The organism is Bartonella sp. AS69XJJH (assembly GCF_042195585.1).
In the GTDB taxonomy this organism is placed as follows: Bacteria; Pseudomonadota; Alphaproteobacteria; order Rhizobiales; family Rhizobiaceae; genus Bartonella.
This window is the reverse complement of the sequence record NZ_JBHIOO010000006.1, coordinates 35,493-52,857: the sequence shown is the minus strand read 5'-3', so window position 1 is coordinate 52,857 and position 17,365 is coordinate 35,493. Positions and strand designations below refer to the sequence as shown.

Below are 17,365 nucleotides of genomic sequence, written 5' to 3'. Positions count from 1 at the left end.
CATCCCCTTCTCATAAGAATGAAATGTCTCTATCGCAAGACCAAAGGTAAATCATTTGATGAAAAAAAATAAAAATACCGCGCATGTTCAGTCCTATGATAGCCCAGGACGGGTTATGGATGCATCTTCCAAACAATGGGTCTACAATTTCCTTCCCTGTTCTTTATGGTTTTATGCGCAATTAGCGCGTTGGGATCGGCCTATCGGATGGCAATTGTTGATGTGGCCTTGTTTTTGGTCAACAACAATGGCTTTTTTCTCTTATAAAATGCATCACGATACTCTTTTATCAATGTTTCTTCATTGGGTTTGGTATCTTTTTCTTTTTTTTCTGGGATCTATTGCTATGCGAGGGGCAGGATGTACTTGGAATGATCTTATTGACCATAAAATTGATGCTCAGGTAGAAAGGACACGTTCTCGCCCATTGCCGACAGGTCATGTGAGTCGGTTTCAAGCAAGAGTTTTTATACTTGTGCAATGTTTGGTTGGTTTAGTTGTTTTATCACAATTTAATAGGTTTAGTTTTTTTCTAGGTATTTCGTCATTGATAGCTGTTGCATTTTATCCTTTTATGAAACGCGTAACATATTGGCCGCAGTTTTTTTTAGGCGTTGCGTTTAATTGGGGGGCATTAATGGGGTGGGCTGTTGTCTTTGGAAGTTTAAGCTGGGCACCAATCTTGCTTTATGTGGGATCAATTTTGTGGACCATAGGATATGATACAATCTACGCACATCAAGATAAAGAAGATGACGTTACTGTTGGTGTCCGTTCTACGGCTCTTCTCTTTGGTAAAGCAACCAAGCGTGCTTTAGTATTTTTGTATGGTGGTTTTGTGATGTTCATTAGTCTAGCATTTTATTTAGCTGGAGTCCCTGTTCTTAGTTTTTTGGGGATTTTTGTGGCAAGCATCCATATGTTTATTCAAATTAAAGTCATTGATATAGATGACAGTTCACAATGCCTCAGGCTTTTCAAATCTAATTCGCTTATTGGTTTTGTGATTTTTGCTGGTTTAGTATGTGGGGGTATATGGACGATATTTTATCCTGCGGTCTAAAAATAAGTTAGCTAAAATCATAGTTTCTACTGAATACAGTATGTTTTTTTTAATAAGCTTGTTGCTAATCTATTTTTAAGCGATACAGTAGAAAATATTACTAATCAACTGTTACAGTGGAAATGAAATTCTTCTATTTAAATAAAATAAATCATCTTCTTTTAGAATTTTTCAAATAAAAAATATTTGCTTAACTGTTGGGAAGAAAAAATCTTCATAACGATGAAGTTTGAAGGATTAGGGATAAAGTTTTTGTCTTTTCCAATCGCTGTGTTCAACACAATCTCGTGTAAAAAGCAGACGATCATGTAAACGAAATGGGCGATCACACCAGAACTCTATAGAAAGGGGTTTAACACGAAACCCAGACCAATAAGGTGGTCGTGGAATATTACCTAGAGCATAACGCGCAGTATATTGAGCAATTGCTTTTTCGAGCACAAAACGATTGTCTAAAGGTTGAGATTGTTTAGATGCCCATGCACCAATTCGACTACCACGTGGTCGTGATTGGAAATAGGCATCGGCTTCCTGTTGACTTACTTTTTCAACAATTCCTCTAATTCTTACCTGACGACGGAGCGATTTCCAATGAAAACCTAAGGATGCTTTCATTGATTTTAAAATTTCTTGTCCTTTACAGCTTTCATAATTGGTATAGAAGACAAAGCCTTGGGGACTGTAGTCTTTGAGGAGAACCATACGAACATTAGGGAGTCCTGTTTCGTCAACTGTTGCTAATGCCATAGCATTCGGATCATTTATTTCACTTATCGTTGCCTCTTCAAGCCACTTTGCGAAAAGTTCAAAAGGTTTTTGCATTTGCATAAAATGATCATCTGTTGGTATTTTTTTGCTCATAGTTTCTCCAAATATCAGTGAGCATGGGTGAGGCATTTTCTCATTTACTTTAGCATAGACTACAAGGAGCTATATTAAATAAATATCTCATTTTATCTGGTATTTTAGTTTATTGATAGACATATAAAGAGAAAAGAAGAAATTATTCTCTAGAATAGATTGATGAAGCTATAAAGGGTATTAACAACGTATCAGTTGATATTTTGAAAACGAAGAAATTGAAAAGAGGGCAATATGCGTGATCCCTACACGATTCTGGGTGTGGCACGTACCGCAAAATCGCAAGAGATTAAATCGGCATTTAGAAGATTAGCAAAGAAGTATCATCCAGATCATAATAGAGATGATGCAAAGGCTAAAGAAAAATTTGCTGAAATTAATCAAGCTTATGAAATTATAGGTGATAAAGATAAAAAGGCACAATTTGACCGCGGTGAAATTGATATGGAAGGAAAACCGCTTTATCAAGCCTATGGTACTGGTGAAAATTTTAGCAATAAACAAAATCCTTTTTCAGGAAGAGCAAAGGGATTTGATTTTTCCTCTTCAGGTGGTGCAGGTTTTGATGCGAGTGATATTTTTCGGGATCTGTTTGGAGGAGGAGGTAGCTTTTCGAATTCCACACACTATAACCGTCCCCAACAAGGAGCACATGTGCGTGCTAATCTTGCCATAACATTAGAGCAGATGGTTGGCGCAGAAAAGGTGGAAGCTGTTTTTCCAAATGGAAAAAAGTTAAAAATTAAACTTCCAGATTATATTGAAGACGGACAGGTTATTCGTTTAAAAGGTCAGGGAGAAGGGGTAGCTCTTGGGCAAGCAGGAGATGCGTTGATAACCATTCAGATTCAAAAACATCCTCGTTTTCGGGTTGAAGGAAGAGCACTTCATCTTGATTTACCAGTTTCTCTTAAACATGCTGTTTTGGGAGCAAAAGAAGAAGTTGAGACGTTGGAGGGACGTGTGGTTTTAACGATTCCTGCGTGGTCAAGTTCTGATCGCGTTTTACGGTTGAAAGGGAAAGGGCTTCGTTTAAAAAATGGTACAAGAGATGATCTTTATGTGCATGTTCGCATTATGTTGCCGGAAGGTGAAAATGCCGCGCTAGAACAGTTTTTGAAAATGCAGCAAGATTAATTTTAAAATTTTTTATATATAAAAGCGTAGTTTTTGTTTGATTTTAAACCAATTGCTTGAAGAAAAAGTTGACCTGTGTCATAGGCAGGTGAATAATATTAATTTTAAGTAACAATGGGGCAGTGCTGATGGCTAAGGGTAATGGTTTATTGTACGGTAAGCGTGGTTTAATTTTGGGGTTGGCCAATAATCGCTCCATCGCTTGGGGAATCGCTAAAGCGGCAAGTAGCGCAGGGGCAGAGCTAGCTTTTACCTATCAGGGTGAAGCAATGAAAAAGCGTGTTGAGCCTTTGGCTGAAGAATTAAAGGGGTTTGTTTGTGGGCATTGTGATGTTTCTGACAGTGCCTCTATTGATACGGTCTTTAAAGAAATAGAGAAGAAATGGGGAAAACTCGACTTTTTAGTTCATGCTATTGGTTTTTCTGATAAAGATGAATTAAGCGGTCGTTATGTTGATATCAGCGAATCAAATTTTATGATGACCATGAATATTTCCGTTTATTCCCTAACGGCTCTAACGAAGCGTGCAGAAAAATTGATGCCAGATGGTGGTTCAATCTTGACACTGACCTATTATGGAGCAGAAAAGGTTGTTCCAAATTATAATGTAATGGGGGTTGCTAAAGCGGCTCTTGAAGCGAGCGTGAAATATTTAGCGGTAGATTTAGGTCCTCAAAATATTCGTGTTAATGCTATATCTGCTGGACCCATTAAAACGTTAGCAGCTTCTGGTATTGGTGATTTTCGTTATATTTTAAAATGGAATGAATATAATGCTCCATTACGTCGTACGGTAACAATTGAAGAGGTTGGTGATTCTGCGCTTTATTTTCTTTCAGATTTGTCTCGTTCTGTTACTGGTGAAGTCCATCATGTCGATTCGGGTTATAATATCATAGGTATGAAAGCCGTTGATGCACCAGACATTTCTGTCGTTAAAGAATAAAGTTTGGTTTATAGGATTTTATTGGACAGCAGTAATTTGACCAAATTTAAAGTGGCTAAGAGTATTTGAGCGCAAAGAGCTACCTTGTGTATAGCATACAACATGCGTTGTCGTTGTAATATTTGACAGAGAAACGGATCTTTTTCATGTCGCATAATACATTTGGTCATTTGTTTCGTGTAACAACATGGGGTGAAAGTCATGGTGCTGCTCTTGGTTGTGTCATTGATGGTTGTCCACCTGGAATTATTTTTACTCTTGCAGAAGTTCAAGCTTATCTTGATAAACGCAAACCAGGACAATCAAAATATACAACGCAGCGCCGAGAACCAGATAAAGTAGAGGTCCTTTCAGGAGTTGTTGTTCAAGACGATGGGACGACATTGGTGACAACAGGTACACCAATTTCTCTGTTGATTCGAAACACAGATCAGCGTTCGAAGGATTATAGCTCGATTGCCCATCAGTATCGTCCAGGACATGCGGATTATACTTATGATATTAAATATGGCATTCGTGATTTTCGAGGCGGGGGACGTGCTTCGGCACGGGAGACGGCAGCACGTGTTGCAGCTGGTGCATTTGCTCGTAAAATCGTTCCTGGTTTGATTGTACGAGGAGCAGTGATAGCAATTGGTCCTCATAATATTAATCGTGATCGTTGGGATTGGTCAGAGGTTAATAATAATCCTTTTTTTACAGCTGATGCAGAGATGGTTCACATTTTTAGTGATTATATCAGTGAACTCCGTAAAGAGGGAACATCTGTTGGAGCGGTTGTTGAGATCGTTGCAGAAAATGTTCCGGCAGGTTTAGGAGCCCCTATTTACGCAAAGCTTGATCAAGATATTGCCTCGTTACTTATGTCGATTAATGCGGTAAAAGGTGTGGAAATTGGTGATGGTTTTGCGGCAGCCCGCTTGAGGGGAGAAGAAAATGCCGATGAAATGCGAATGGGAAATGATGGAAAACCGCTTTTTTTATCAAATCATGCGGGAGGTATTTTAGGGGGAATATCGAGTGGACAGCCAATTGTTGCACGTTTTGCTGTAAAGCCTACTTCATCAATTTTAACACCTCGTCGCTCTATTGATGTTGATGGTCATGATATAGACGTTATAACAAAGGGGCGTCATGATCCATGTGTTGGGATCCGTGCCGTTCCTGTTGGTGAAGCGATGGTTGCTTGTGCTATTGCTGACCATTATCTAAGACATCGCGGTCAAGTTGGGTGATTGAAAAGGTGAACAATGGCGTATGATGAAAAAAAAATTGTTTCTGCACTTAAAGCTTTTGAACGCGGTGAAATTGTTGTGGTAACAGATGATGATGACCGTGAAAATGAAGGTGATTTAACTGTTGCTGCAGCGCATTGTACAGAAGAAAAGATGGCGTTTATTCTTCGTCACACAACAGGTATTGTGTGCACACCTATGCCAAAAAAAGAAGCAAAACGGTTTAATCTTTCTCCTATGGTACCAGATAATAATTCTGCACATGGGACACAATTTACGGTTACTGTTGATTTTAAACACGGCATAACAACAGGGATCTCAGCACATGACCGTACATTAGCTGTACGTAATCTTGCGAATTCAAATGCAAGTGCGGATGATTTTGTTCGTCCAGGGCATGTTTTTCCTTTGATTGCGCATGAAGGGGGGGTGCTCATGCGTTCAGGTCACACAGAGGCGGCTGTTGATTTATGTAAATTAGCTAATTTGCCGCCGGTTGGTGTTATCGGTGAGTTAGTTAATGATGATGGAAGCGTTAAACATGGCGATCAGATTATGAAATTTGCGCAAGAACATCGGTTGCATATTATAACGGTTGCAGATTTAATTGCTTACCGCCAACGTAAGGAAATATTGATCAAAAATGTTGGAGAAATGCCTATTGAAACATTTGTAGGTCCCGCTATTATTCAAAGTTATCAACTCCCTTGGGAAGCCGTTCAGCATATTGCAATTGTTTTTGGTGATGTCCGTGAGGGGGAGGATATTCCTGTGTATTTACATCATGAAAACATTATAAATGACGTTTTTTGTCAAACTTCAGATATTATGGTGATGATGCGGCGTATGATGGAAAAAGAAAAACGTGGCGTATTTATTTATTTGCGTGAAGGATCTGTTATACAATCAACTATTGATATTCAAAACATGGCAAGAGACAGTTCAGAAAACCATGTGCAGGCGATTGAACGCGAAGAAGAATGGCGCAAAATTGGTTTAGGATCACAAATTTTAAAATATTTAGGAATAGGCTCTGTTATTGTTTATGCTTCTAAAGAGCGCCATTATGTAGGTTTGGAAGGTTTTGGAATTCGTATATCCAGAACAGATATTTTTTGAGGTTCATATGAAAAAAGAGATACAAGAGGGAGATATTACGACCTTAAGTTTCGAGCAAGCGCTTAAGCAACTTGAAGTTATTGTCGAAAATTTGGAACGTGGCGATGTGCCTTTGGAACAATCCATTGATATTTATGAACGCGGTGAAGCGCTTAAAAAGCATTGTGAAAAACTCTTAAGAGTTGCTGAAGCTAAAGTTGAAAAAATCCAGTTTTCAGAAGAAGGTTCTCCAGAAGGAGTAGAACCACTTGATGCTAAATAATATTAAATCTTTTTGGATATTTATTGTGGGACTTAAGAGATGCAATAACCTTAGTTTATAAACAGAAAAATTTATTGATTTCTTTTTTATATAATAATTTAAAAATGAGGAAATTATAGTTCATCTCAATAGAAAAGAGCATTTTTCAGTAAAAAAAGATGCAAAACTGTAAATAAGAGTAGAGAAGATGTATTTCGTTGCGTTTTCTTGAGTTAAGATAATAGAAAGGATTTTTTTTGTCTCAGGTCCTAACACCATTGCTTGACCGTGTTTGTTTTCCGCAAGATTTGCGGGCATTGCATGAGTCTGATTTGGTACAGTTGGTTGATGAGTTGCGGACAGCAACAATTGATGCGGTTTCTGTAACAGGTGGTCATCTTGGGGCGGGACTTGGTGTTGTTGAGCTCACTGTTGCATTACATTATATTTTTAATACACCAGAGGATAGGATTATTTGGGATGTTGGTCATCAAACCTATCCACACAAGATTTTAACGGGGCGTAGAGAAAAAATTCGCACATTACGTCAAGAGGGCGGATTATCTGGTTTTACAAAACGTTCAGAAAGTGTGTATGATCCATTTGGAGCGGGGCATTCATCTACTTCTATTTCAGCGGGGCTTGGCATGGCGGTGGCAAGTGCTTTGAAAGCAGAGACAAGACGCAATATCATAACTGTCATTGGTGATGGTGCAATGTCTGCGGGTATGGCATATGAAGCAATGAACAACGCTGGTGTTTTGAATGCGCGCTTGATTGTTGTTCTTAATGATAACGATATGTCTATAGCACCACCTACAGGTGCTATGAGTGCACATCTTGCACGATTAGTATCTCGTCCTTCTTATCGTCATTTGCGTGAACGCGTAAAGATGTTGAGCGAAAAATTGCCAAAGTTTTTTTTGGATAAGGCCCGTCGTTCAGAGGAATTTGCGCGTGGCCTTTTGGTTGGGGGAACTTTATTTGATGAGCTTGGCTTTTATTATGTTGGACCCATAGATGGGCACAATTTGGGGCATTTATTGCCTGTTTTAAAAAATGTTCGTGAATATCCTAATGGTCCTGTTTTGGTACATGTTGTAACCCATAAGGGAAAGGGATATCCACCTGCAGAAGCCTCGTCTGATAAATATCATGGTGTTAATCGTTTTGATGTTACGACAGGAAAACAGGTTAAAGCATCAAGTAATACTCTACCTTATACCAAGGTATTTTCTAAAGCTTTAATAGAAGAAGCTTGTCATGATGATAAGATTGTTGGCATAACAGCGGCGATGCCAACAGGAACGGGCCTTGATGTTTTCGCAGAAAAATTTCCTGAAAAAATGTTTGATGTTGGTATCGCTGAGCAACATGCCGTAACTTTTGCGGCAGGACTTGCTTGTGAAGGGTATAAGCCTTTTGTTGCAATTTATTCTACTTTTTTACAGCGTGCTTATGATCAAATTATTCATGATGTATCAATTCAAAAATTACCAGTACGTTTTGCTATTGACCGAGCGGGTTTTGTGGGGGCAGATGGTGCAACACATGCTGGAAGTTTTGATATTGTTTTTTTGTCCACTCTTCCTGAGTTTGTTGTTATGGCACCTTCTGATGAGCTTGAACTGATGCATATGGTGCGTACAGCTGCAGCTTATGATCAGGGACCAATTTCTTTTCGTTATCCGCGTGGTGAGGGGATTGGTATAGATTTACCGCAACGTGGTGAGTTATTAGAAATTGGAAAAGGGCGTGTTCTGCATGAAGGAAATAAGATCGCTTTGGTTTGTTTTGGAACGCGGATGTCAGAAGTGTTGCAAGCTGCTGATGCGTTAGAGGCTGAAGGATTCTCTACAACGGTTGCAGATGCACGGTTTGCAAAACCTTTAGATAAGGATTTGATGCGTCGTTTGGCACGTGAGCATGAAGTATTGGTGACAATTGAAGAAGGAGCAATCGGTGGATTTGGAGCGCATATATTACAATTTTTAGCGCAAGAAGGGCTCTTAGAGCATGGTTTGAAAGTTCGTACACTAAAACTTCCTGATGAATATTTGAATCATGGTTCACCAGAAAAAGTTCTCTCAACTATCGGGCTTGATGCTATGGGTATTGTCAACATGGTTTTTACTGCTTTAGGCCGCGAGATTCGAACAGGATAAAAAAATCGAGTATGAGATGGCTATCAGAAAAAGACTCGATATTCTTTTAGTTGAAAAAAACTTTTTTACGACACGTTCACGCGCACGTGATGCTATCGTGCGTCAAACTGTTAAAGTTAACGGCGAAATCGTTTTCAAAGCTGGGCAAATCGTTTTTGATGATGCAGAGATTGCTGTTTGTGATCCAGCGCAGAATTATGTTTCTCGGGCAGCGTTAAAATTGATTGCTGCACTTGATGCATTTCCGATTATAACAGATAAAGTGACGGCCATTGATGTTGGTGCGTCCACAGGTGGTTTTACACAAGTTCTCTTAGAGCGTGGATCAGCTCATGTAATTGCCGTTGATGTTGGGCACCATCAATTTGATAAACGCTTATTGGGCAACAGTGCTATAACGTTATTAGAAGGCTTGAATGTTAGAGATTTTCAACAGAAACATTTAGGCGGGCGAGAAATTGATCTTATCGTTTCAGATGTTAGCTTCATCTCTCTCAAACTTGCATTGCCTCCTGTTTTGTCTTTAGCCAAAAAGGGCGCCCAAGCTGTTTTACTGGTAAAGCCTCAGTTTGAGCTTGGTCGTAAACACTTTAGTAAGAGAGGAATATTAAATCCATCAATAGCTAAAGAAACTGCTGAGGCGCTTTTTGTTTGGTTAAATACACAAACAGGGTGGTGTTCAAAAGGTCTAATTTCTTCCCCTATTACAGGTGGAGATGGCAACGTGGAATATTTACTATTTGGAGAAAAACAAGAGTGAATGACAATGTCATAATCGACCATATCGTAGCAAATGGTTATGGTACTGCTAAGACGTCTCACGGCTTCGTTTATGTTCCTTTTACTTTACCAGGAGAGTGTGCTGAAATTACTGTTCATGGAAAATATGCAACATATATAGCATTAAAAGAAAAATCATCAGAACGCGTTGATGCTCTTTGTCAGCATTTTGGAGAATGTGGAGGGTGTACTCTTCAGCATTGGCATATGGATGCTTATCGCGTATGGAAACAACAATTGGTTGTTGATGCGCTTAAAAAGTATGGACTTAATAATGTTGTTGCGCCTTTAATAGAATGTAAACCTTATAGCCGACGGCGGATTACTCTAACAGCATCCATGACACCACAGGGGCAAAAAGTTGGTTTTAACCGTTATCTCTCTCATGAGATTGTAGCTCTTGAGGAATGTCCAGTAAGCCGTCCAGAGCTTATCTCTCAGTTGCATAATATCAGAGAGCTCTGTGCTTTTCTAAGCAGCTCTGCCAAACGGTTTCATGTTACGATAACATGTGTTGAAAATGGTTTAGATGTTGCTTTAAGCGGTTGCATTGTACATCATGAATCACTTCGTCAGAAAATGATCAGTGCTGCTCTTTCATATGGAATTATACGTTTATCTGTTGACGGTGAAGTTTTAGTTGAACGAGAAAAACCAGAGATTTACTTTGGAGATGTCCGTGTTGAATTTCCTTCTGGTGGTTTTCTTCAAGCAACGTGCGAAGCTGAAAATATAATGGGCAATATTATTTTGACTCATTTAAAAAAAACAAAGAATGCTGTTGATTTGTTTTCAGGGGTAGGAACATTTACCTTGCGTATGGCAAAAAAGATGAATGTTCATGCAGTAGAAAACAATGAAGATGCATTAAGAAATCTAAATACAGCAGCACGTTTTGCGACCGGTTTAAAAACGGTCACTTGTGAAAAACGTGATCTTTTCCGACATCCACTTTCTGTAAAGGAACTTGAATGTTTTGAGTGTGTAGTTTTTGACCCTCCACGCGCTGGTGCAGAGAAACAAGTACGTGAATTAGCAAAGGCAACAGTATCTCGTATTGTGGCAATTTCCTGTAATCCTACTACATTTGCTCGTGATTTATCTCTCCTTGTTGCAGGGGGGTATACAGTAGAAAAAATCATACCGATTGATCAATTTTTATGGTCACCACATGTCGAAATTGTTGCTGTTTTGAGCAAAAAGAAAAAAAAGAAAGGTTGGAAGTTTTAGCCTAAAATTTTTTTAATGCCATGAAGATTTTTTTAAAAGTTTACTTGAGTATTATTATAAAAATCTCTCCAAAATTTATCTACAGTAATAACCTTTTTCTCATTGAATTAAGAGCACTGAATGTAAAAAATGTTTTTTATTTTAAACTTTTTTATTATGAAATATAAGAGATAAGTTACCCCACACAAAAGACTAAGGTCTTATGAAGAAGATGTATCTAACCAAACCGGTGCCCTCATTACATTTGCCATCTCCCGATGTTTCTAAAATTCTTGGTACTTGAGAAGGTTCATAAGAGGAATCTTTAGTCCTTTCTTGTACAGTTTTTATCCATATAACTCTCTCCGCTTGTAACGTACAAACGAATGATTTTGATTGATTCAACAGATACAGATTTGAAATGAGAAAATCTTATGGTATTCAAGGTTCTAATGCAATACGAACAACGGTAGATTATCTTTATAAATCAATTCACTGTAAAGCCCCCCACAAAATTGTCGTAATAGATCAGAAGGAGGCAATATTGGGGAGAAATGAGAAAGCTCATTCCTTTATAAGCGCAGTTCCACCGATTGTCATATTATTGATTCGAAGATGAGGTTGACCGACACCAACAGGGACATTTTGTCCAGCTTTTCCACACATACCGATACCATTATCAAGTTTACTATCATTACCAATCATTGTAATACGTTTCATAGCATCCGGTCCATTTCCAATAAGAGTTGCGCCTTTGATTGGTGCACCAATTTTACCATTTTCCACTCGGTATGCTTCAGTACATTCAAAGACGAATTTTCCAGAAGTAATATCAACTTGTCCTCCACCAAATGAAACAGCATAGATACCATGTTTGAGAGAAGAAAGGATTTCTTCAGGTGTTTTATCTCCTCCTAGCATGACTGTATTGGTCATTCGTGGCATTGGTGCATAAGCATAAGATTCACGCCGTCCATTTCCAGTTGATTTACCTCCCATAAGCCGTGCATTAAGCCTGTCTTGCATAAAACCAACGAGCTTTCCATCTTCAATGAGAACGTTATATCCTGAAGGGGTTCCCTCATCATCGACAGTGAGAGAGCCACGACATTGTGGAATTGTTCCATCATCAACAACTGTAACACCTTTTGCCGCAACTTGTTGTCCTAAAAGTCCAGCAAAAGCGGATGTTTTTTTACGGTTAAAGTCACCTTCTAAACCATGACCTACGGCTTCATGGAGCATAACACCAGGCCATCCATTGGCTAAGACAACATCAAAAGATCCAGCAGGCGCTGCTTCTGCTTCTAAATTTGTTAAAGCCATACGTAAGGCTTCATCCGCAGCTTTTTTCCAATTGTCTTCATGAATAAATTGGCTAAATGCTTGTCGCCCTCCACACCCATAAAAACCATTTTCACGTCGATTGCCTTCAGCTGCGACTACAGATATAGAAAGTCGCACAAGGGGACGAATATCACGAACCAAATAACCATCTGCACGTAAAATTTCAACATGTTGTAACGAGCCGGAAAGAGAAACAGTCACTTGATGCAATTTATCATTTTTAGCACGTAAATAGGCATCAATTTTTTGCAAAAGAGCACTTTTTTCTTCAAATGATGGAGCATCAAGGGGATTCTGCGGTTGGTAAAGTCTCTTGTTTGTTTGTTGAGGTGCTATGCTATAAGTTCCTGTATGATTATTATAGGTGACAGCTTTAGCTGCTTCACTGGCACGTTTTAGTGCAGCTGCTGATAACTCATTAGAATGCGCATATCCAGTAGCCTCTCCAGCAACAACGCGTAGTCCAAATCCCATATCTTGATGAAATGAGCCGTTTTTAAGCTGTCCATTATCAAATAAAAGAGCTTCGCTTTCTGTATACTCAAGGTAAAGCTCACCATCATCTGCATGATGAAGCGTTTCCTGTACCAGTGATTGCACTTTAGAGGAAGCAATATCAAAATGATCAATCAGCGATTTCATAAGAATTATCCTATTTTTATGGGGACTTAGAAGATTTTTATTAATCTAATTTAAGAAGCGTTCAAAATAAACGATGAGATTTTAATCGTTTAAAGTGTATCGATTTTATTCATGTCGGTAAGGTTGCATAGGCGTCACCAAGACCATGAAGGTCAACAAAACCTCCAATCCCTTGTTCAGGAGTTGTAAAGATAAAATAGGTTGCCATTTTTCCTTTTAAAAAGAGCTGCAATATGTCTTCTTTAAGAAAGGCTTCAGCAACACAATTATCACCAAGACAACGACGATATTCCATTCTGCCCATATTTTTATCGTCAATTTTAATTCCAACGCCAGGGCGTAATTCGACGCGAATCGGAACAAAAACACGCATCAAAGCACCTTGCTTTTGAGGAAGTTTATAAAATGTAACGCGCAAGGTAATATCATGACGACCTTGTGTATGAACGTTTTGTACAACTTCACACTGCATGTTAGGTGTACCTGGTGGTAGAGAACAAACTTTTGTCCATGCACCATAGGTTTGTGGAGCAGGAACATTTTGCGCATAGGGTGTTTGTGCAAATACATGACTGATAAAACTATTATAAAATGTGTAAAAAACAACACCAATAAAAAAAGTTTTTTTGAGTAATTTATAAAGTATCACAGAAAATCCTATCCGACTCAACACCCACAACCATGCATAGATTTACATAAAAAATGAATTCCCTATAAAAAAACTATAACACAAAATCAGTATTTACCCAAATATATTAATCCATAGGATATATTTTTATGATACATTTGCAATGTAGGAGAGCATGTTGATTGAAAAAATGTATTTTCGTTGCCAATATTTCTATCTATTTTTAGGAGATATGTGCGAAAGAGGTATTTCATATTTTCTCAAAAATACGATTGGTCTTAATTGGTTATTTCCATACGCTAGATAATATTTGTCAGATAATATTGGTTTGTGAATGACAGAAATGGAAAAGGGCTTTGAGCGGAATGTCAGTTTCAGGAGAGTTATCGGTTGTGAATGGTAAATCAACGCCACCAAAATCCGGTATTGGTGATTATATCACACTATTAAAGCCACGTGTTATGTCTCTTGTGGTCTTTACAGCTCTGGTTGGTTTGCTTGTATCGCCTGTTCCTATCAATCCATTGTATGGTTTTTTAGCGATTTTATGTATTGCCATCGGTGGTGGTGGTGCGGGAGCATTGAATATGTGGTATGATGCTGACATTGATGCCGTGATGGAACGGACCAAAAAGCGTCCTATTCCTATGGGTAAAATCAGTTCCCGAAAAGCATTTATTTTTGGCATGGTTCTTTCTATGCTTTCGGTATTGGTTATGGGGAGTTTCATTAATTGGTTTGCAGCATTTTTTCTTGCGTTTACGATTTTCTTTTATGTCGTCATCTATACAATTTGGTTAAAGCGTATCACACCACAAAATATTGTTATTGGTGGTGCTTCTGGGGCTTTTCCACCAATGATTGGATGGGCCGCGACAACAGGAACAGTGAGTATTGATAGCTTTTTATTATTTTTAATCATTTTTATGTGGACCCCCCCTCATTTTTGGGCTCTTTCTTTATTTTCATCTCTTGATTATGAGGCTGCCGGTATCCCTATGATGCCCAATGTACGAGGTGAACATTCAACAAAAAAACAGATTTTATTTTATACTATTTTGATGGCATTATGCGCTGTTGCTCCTTGCTTTACTGGTCTTGGCGGAATTTTTTATGGTATTTTTTCAATAATTTTAAGCATTATCTTTGTCTATTTTGCCTATCGTTTGTGGAAAACTGATACACATAATGAAACTATTTTGATGGCAAAAAAACTGTTTTTCTTTTCATTACTTTATTTGGCAGCTATCTTTGGAGTTCTTTTGATTGAATCTCTTGTTTGGTATTTTATCGCTCTTTAGTTTTGTGAAATGAAAAAGCAAATTTTAAAAGAGCTTTGCTGCAAGAAAATGTCGTAAGAAAATGCGATAGAGTGTGTTCTTATGCAAAAGATGCTATTGCCAGTTTTTTTACATTGCTTATTCGTGTATAATGACCGGTTATTTGAGTATATAGCTAACACTATAGAAATTAAGGATGATTTATGTCTGGACTTCCCCCTTTAACGATACGTCTTTGTGGTCCACGTGGATTTTGTGCAGGGGTTGATCGTGCTATCCAGATTGTTCTCCTTGCATTAAAAAAATATGGTGTTCCAGTATATGTTCGTCATGAAATTGTACACAACCGTTACGTGGTCGAGGGATTACAGCAACGGGGAGCTATTTTTGTCGAAGAACTTAATGAGATTCCAGAAGAACATCGCAATCAACCGGTTGTTTTTTCTGCTCATGGTGTACCAAAATCTGTTTCAGAAGAAGCGCAATGCTATAATTTGTTTTATCTCGACGCAACATGTCCATTGGTTTCGAAAGTTCATAAACAAGCGATACGACATCAACGTCATGGTCGTCATGTTATATTGATTGGTCATGCTGGTCATCCTGAGGTGATAGGGACAATGGGACAGCTTGAAGAAGGGGCTGTAACGCTTATTGAAACGATAGAAGATGCTTTGCATTATCAACCTAATGATCCAGATAAATTAGGATTTGTTACACAAACAACGCTTTCTGTTGAAGATACTGCAGGAATTCTCGATATATTACAACAACGTTTCCCTACATTAGCAGCTCCAGCGGCTGAATCAATTTGCTATGCTACAACGAATCGACAAGACGCGGTTAAGGCAGCAGCAAAGGGGAGTGATTTGTTTTTGATTGTTGGAGCGCCAAATTCTTCTAATTCACGACGTTTAGTAGAGGTTGCCGAAAAGTCTGGTGCGCGGCAAGCTATTTTAGTTCAGCGCGCTGATGAAATTAATTTTGAAAACCTAAAAGCTCTTTCTATTGTCAGTCTTTCAGCAGGGGCTTCGGCTCCTGAAATTATTATTGATGAAATTATTTCTGCATTTCGTGAGCGTTATGATGTCACAATAGAATTAGCTGAAACAGCGGTGGAAACGGAAAAATTTTTAGTGAGTCGCGAATTACGTGACGTCATTTTAACGTCTCAAGATATGGCTTTCGTCAATGGTCAAGCAAATAATGCAAAAAATCAGAATACAGACATATCTACAACGAAAGCAGAATAATGGCCGTTTATACAGATATTCATTTAAATGATTTAAAAGTGTTTTTAACACGTTATGCAATAGGATCACTTTTGTCTTATCAAGGTATAGAGGAGGGGATTGAAAATTCTAATTTTATGTTAGAGACAACACAAGGGCGATTTATTTTAACGCTTTATGAAAAGCGTATTTCAAAAGATGATTTACCTTTTTTTTGTCGCTTGATGCAGCATTTAGGACAGCGTGGAATCCCTTGTCCTCAACCTGTTATTCAAAATAATGGAATGATGATCTGTGAACTAGCAGGACGCCCTGCTGCTATTATTACTTTTCTGGAAGGAGAATGGATCCGCCAGCCCAAGATAGATCATTGTGGTGAAGTGGGGACGGGGCTCGCACAATTGCATTTAGCAGGACAGGATTTTACACTCAGTCGTAAAAATACTCTTTCTGTTATGGATTGGCAGGTATTGTGGCAACGTTGTCAAACCAAAGAAGATGCATTGTTAAAAGAATTTGGACAAAAAATTGAGTCGGAATTGGCTTTTTTACAGGAAAATTGGCCATTCAATTTACCAATAGGCATTATTCATGCAGATTTATTTAATGATAACGTCTTTTTTGTGAATCATCGTCTTTCTGGGATAATAGATTTCTATTTTGCTTGTAATGACTTTTTTGCTTATGATTTAGCGATCTGTTTAAATGCTTGGTGCTTTGAACCTGATCATTCCTATAATCTTACCAAAGCACGTAAGTTATTGGAAAATTATCAAAAAATAAGACCATTGATCCCTTTAGAATTGGACAAGATTGTTTTATTAGCTCGTGGTGCGTCTTTGCGTTTCTTACTCACACGTCTTTATGATTGGTTTAATACACCGCCTAATAGCTTTGTTATTAAGAAAGATCCATGGGAGTATTGGCACAAGCTTTGTTTTTTCAGTAATGTAAATTCGCTAAGTGAATTAGGTTTTTAAATTTTATGGCAACTCAACAAAAAATCGTTGAAATTTATACAGATGGTGCTTGCTCAGGGAACCCTGGAATTGGAGGTTGGGGAGCAATTTTACGCTGGAATGGCCATGAACGTGAGCTTTATGGTGGTAAGGTACATACGACAAACAATCAAATGGAACTCATGGCGGCAATTTGTGCATTAAAGGCGCTTAAAGAGCCTTGTTTGGTCGACCTTTATACAGACTCAGTTTATGTGCGTAATGGTATATCTAAGTGGATTGAAGATTGGAAAAAGAATAATTGGCGCACCGCATCAAAAAATCCTGTTAAAAATATGGAGCTATGGCAAGTTCTTGAGGATGCTAGTTCTTGTCATACAGTCAGATGGCACTGGGTAAAAGGGCATGCGGGACATCCAGAAAATGAACGCGCAGATGCCCTTGCTCGCAAAGCAATTACTCAATATCGCGAAAATGGACGTTTTCCAGCATAATTGCTGTTTGAGAGCTTTTTTCTTTT

Annotated in this window: 16 protein-coding genes; 13 read left to right on the top strand and 3 right to left on the bottom strand. The window is 38.4% G+C overall.

Going from position 1 to position 17,365, the window contains the following annotated elements:
• Positions 1 to 58 precede the first annotated feature (58 nt).
• The gene (gene ubiA / locus ACFIK6_RS04390) at positions 59 to 1,063 is read left to right on the top strand and encodes a 4-hydroxybenzoate octaprenyltransferase (RefSeq protein ID WP_375677409.1); all 1,005 of its coding nucleotides are present in this window, start codon (positions 59 to 61) and stop codon (positions 1,061 to 1,063) included.
• Positions 1,064 to 1,300: 237 nt separating this feature from the next.
• On the opposite strand, the gene pdxH is transcribed toward ubiA, so the two are convergent.
• A complete protein-coding gene (gene pdxH, locus ACFIK6_RS04385; protein ID WP_375628318.1) occupies positions 1,301 to 1,924 on the bottom strand; it encodes a pyridoxamine 5'-phosphate oxidase in 624 nt (207 codons plus the stop codon).
• 234 nt (positions 1,925 to 2,158) lie between these two features.
• On the opposite strand from pdxH, the gene ACFIK6_RS04380 reads away from it, so the two are divergent.
• From ACFIK6_RS04380 to ACFIK6_RS04345, 8 genes are all read left to right on the top strand, one after another.
• A complete protein-coding gene (locus ACFIK6_RS04380) occupies positions 2,159 to 3,061 on the top strand; it encodes a DnaJ C-terminal domain-containing protein (protein WP_375641949.1) in 903 nt (300 codons plus the stop codon).
• Between the two features lie 128 nt (positions 3,062 to 3,189).
• Entirely contained in the window at positions 3,190 to 4,008 is an 819-nt protein-coding gene (fabI, locus tag ACFIK6_RS04375) for an enoyl-ACP reductase FabI (RefSeq protein ID WP_375641950.1), read from the top strand.
• A 146-nt stretch (positions 4,009 to 4,154) separates the two neighbouring features.
• Positions 4,155 to 5,243, top strand: a complete 1,089-nt coding sequence (gene aroC, locus ACFIK6_RS04370) for a chorismate synthase (RefSeq protein WP_375622315.1) — start codon at positions 4,155 to 4,157, stop codon at positions 5,241 to 5,243.
• A 15-nt stretch (positions 5,244 to 5,258) separates the two neighbouring features.
• Positions 5,259 to 6,362: a 3,4-dihydroxy-2-butanone-4-phosphate synthase gene (ribB, locus tag ACFIK6_RS04365; RefSeq protein ID WP_375641951.1), complete on the top strand. Its 1,104-nt coding sequence runs from the start codon at positions 5,259 to 5,261 to the stop codon at positions 6,360 to 6,362.
• A 7-nt stretch (positions 6,363 to 6,369) separates the two neighbouring features.
• Positions 6,370 to 6,624, top strand: coding sequence for an exodeoxyribonuclease VII small subunit (locus ACFIK6_RS04360; RefSeq protein ID WP_273791347.1), 255 nt, complete (start codon positions 6,370 to 6,372; stop codon positions 6,622 to 6,624).
• 236 nt (positions 6,625 to 6,860) lie between these two features.
• The gene (gene dxs / locus ACFIK6_RS04355; protein WP_375641952.1) at positions 6,861 to 8,768 is read left to right on the top strand and encodes a 1-deoxy-D-xylulose-5-phosphate synthase; all 1,908 of its coding nucleotides are present in this window, start codon (positions 6,861 to 6,863) and stop codon (positions 8,766 to 8,768) included.
• 16 nt (positions 8,769 to 8,784) lie between these two features.
• Complete coding sequence (locus ACFIK6_RS04350; protein WP_375641953.1) at positions 8,785 to 9,528, top strand: TlyA family RNA methyltransferase; 744 nt, start codon at positions 8,785 to 8,787, stop codon at positions 9,526 to 9,528.
• On the top strand, positions 9,525 to 10,778 hold the full coding sequence (locus ACFIK6_RS04345; RefSeq protein ID WP_375641954.1) for a class I SAM-dependent RNA methyltransferase: 1,254 nt from the start codon (positions 9,525 to 9,527) through the stop codon (positions 10,776 to 10,778). The genes ACFIK6_RS04350 and ACFIK6_RS04345 overlap by 4 nt, the downstream gene beginning before the upstream one ends.
• A 543-nt stretch (positions 10,779 to 11,321) precedes the next feature.
• On the opposite strand, the gene tldD is transcribed toward ACFIK6_RS04345, so the two are convergent.
• Positions 11,322 to 12,746: a metalloprotease TldD gene (gene tldD / locus ACFIK6_RS04340; protein ID WP_375641955.1), complete on the bottom strand. Its 1,425-nt coding sequence runs from the start codon at positions 12,744 to 12,746 to the stop codon at positions 11,322 to 11,324.
• Between the two features lie 109 nt (positions 12,747 to 12,855).
• Complete coding sequence (locus tag ACFIK6_RS04335; protein ID WP_375641956.1) at positions 12,856 to 13,395, bottom strand: invasion associated locus B family protein; 540 nt, start codon at positions 13,393 to 13,395, stop codon at positions 12,856 to 12,858.
• Positions 13,396 to 13,739: 344 nt separating this feature from the next.
• On the opposite strand from ACFIK6_RS04335, the gene cyoE reads away from it, so the two are divergent.
• The 4 genes from cyoE (at position 13,740) to rnhA (ending at position 17,339) form a co-directional block, all read left to right on the top strand.
• Positions 13,740 to 14,675: a heme o synthase gene (gene cyoE / locus ACFIK6_RS04330; protein WP_375641985.1), complete on the top strand. Its 936-nt coding sequence runs from the start codon at positions 13,740 to 13,742 to the stop codon at positions 14,673 to 14,675.
• 182 nt (positions 14,676 to 14,857) lie between these two features.
• The gene (gene ispH / locus ACFIK6_RS04325; RefSeq protein WP_375641957.1) at positions 14,858 to 15,907 is read left to right on the top strand and encodes a 4-hydroxy-3-methylbut-2-enyl diphosphate reductase; all 1,050 of its coding nucleotides are present in this window, start codon (positions 14,858 to 14,860) and stop codon (positions 15,905 to 15,907) included.
• Entirely contained in the window at positions 15,907 to 16,866 is a 960-nt protein-coding gene (locus tag ACFIK6_RS04320; protein WP_375641958.1) for a homoserine kinase, read from the top strand. Before ispH ends, ACFIK6_RS04320 begins: the two co-directional genes overlap by 1 nt.
• A 5-nt stretch (positions 16,867 to 16,871) precedes the next feature.
• Positions 16,872 to 17,339 carry a ribonuclease HI gene (gene rnhA / locus ACFIK6_RS04315; RefSeq protein ID WP_375641959.1) on the top strand — a complete coding sequence of 156 codons (468 nt, stop codon included), beginning with the start codon at positions 16,872 to 16,874 and terminating at the stop codon, positions 17,337 to 17,339.
• Positions 17,340 to 17,365: the final 26 nt, after the last annotated feature.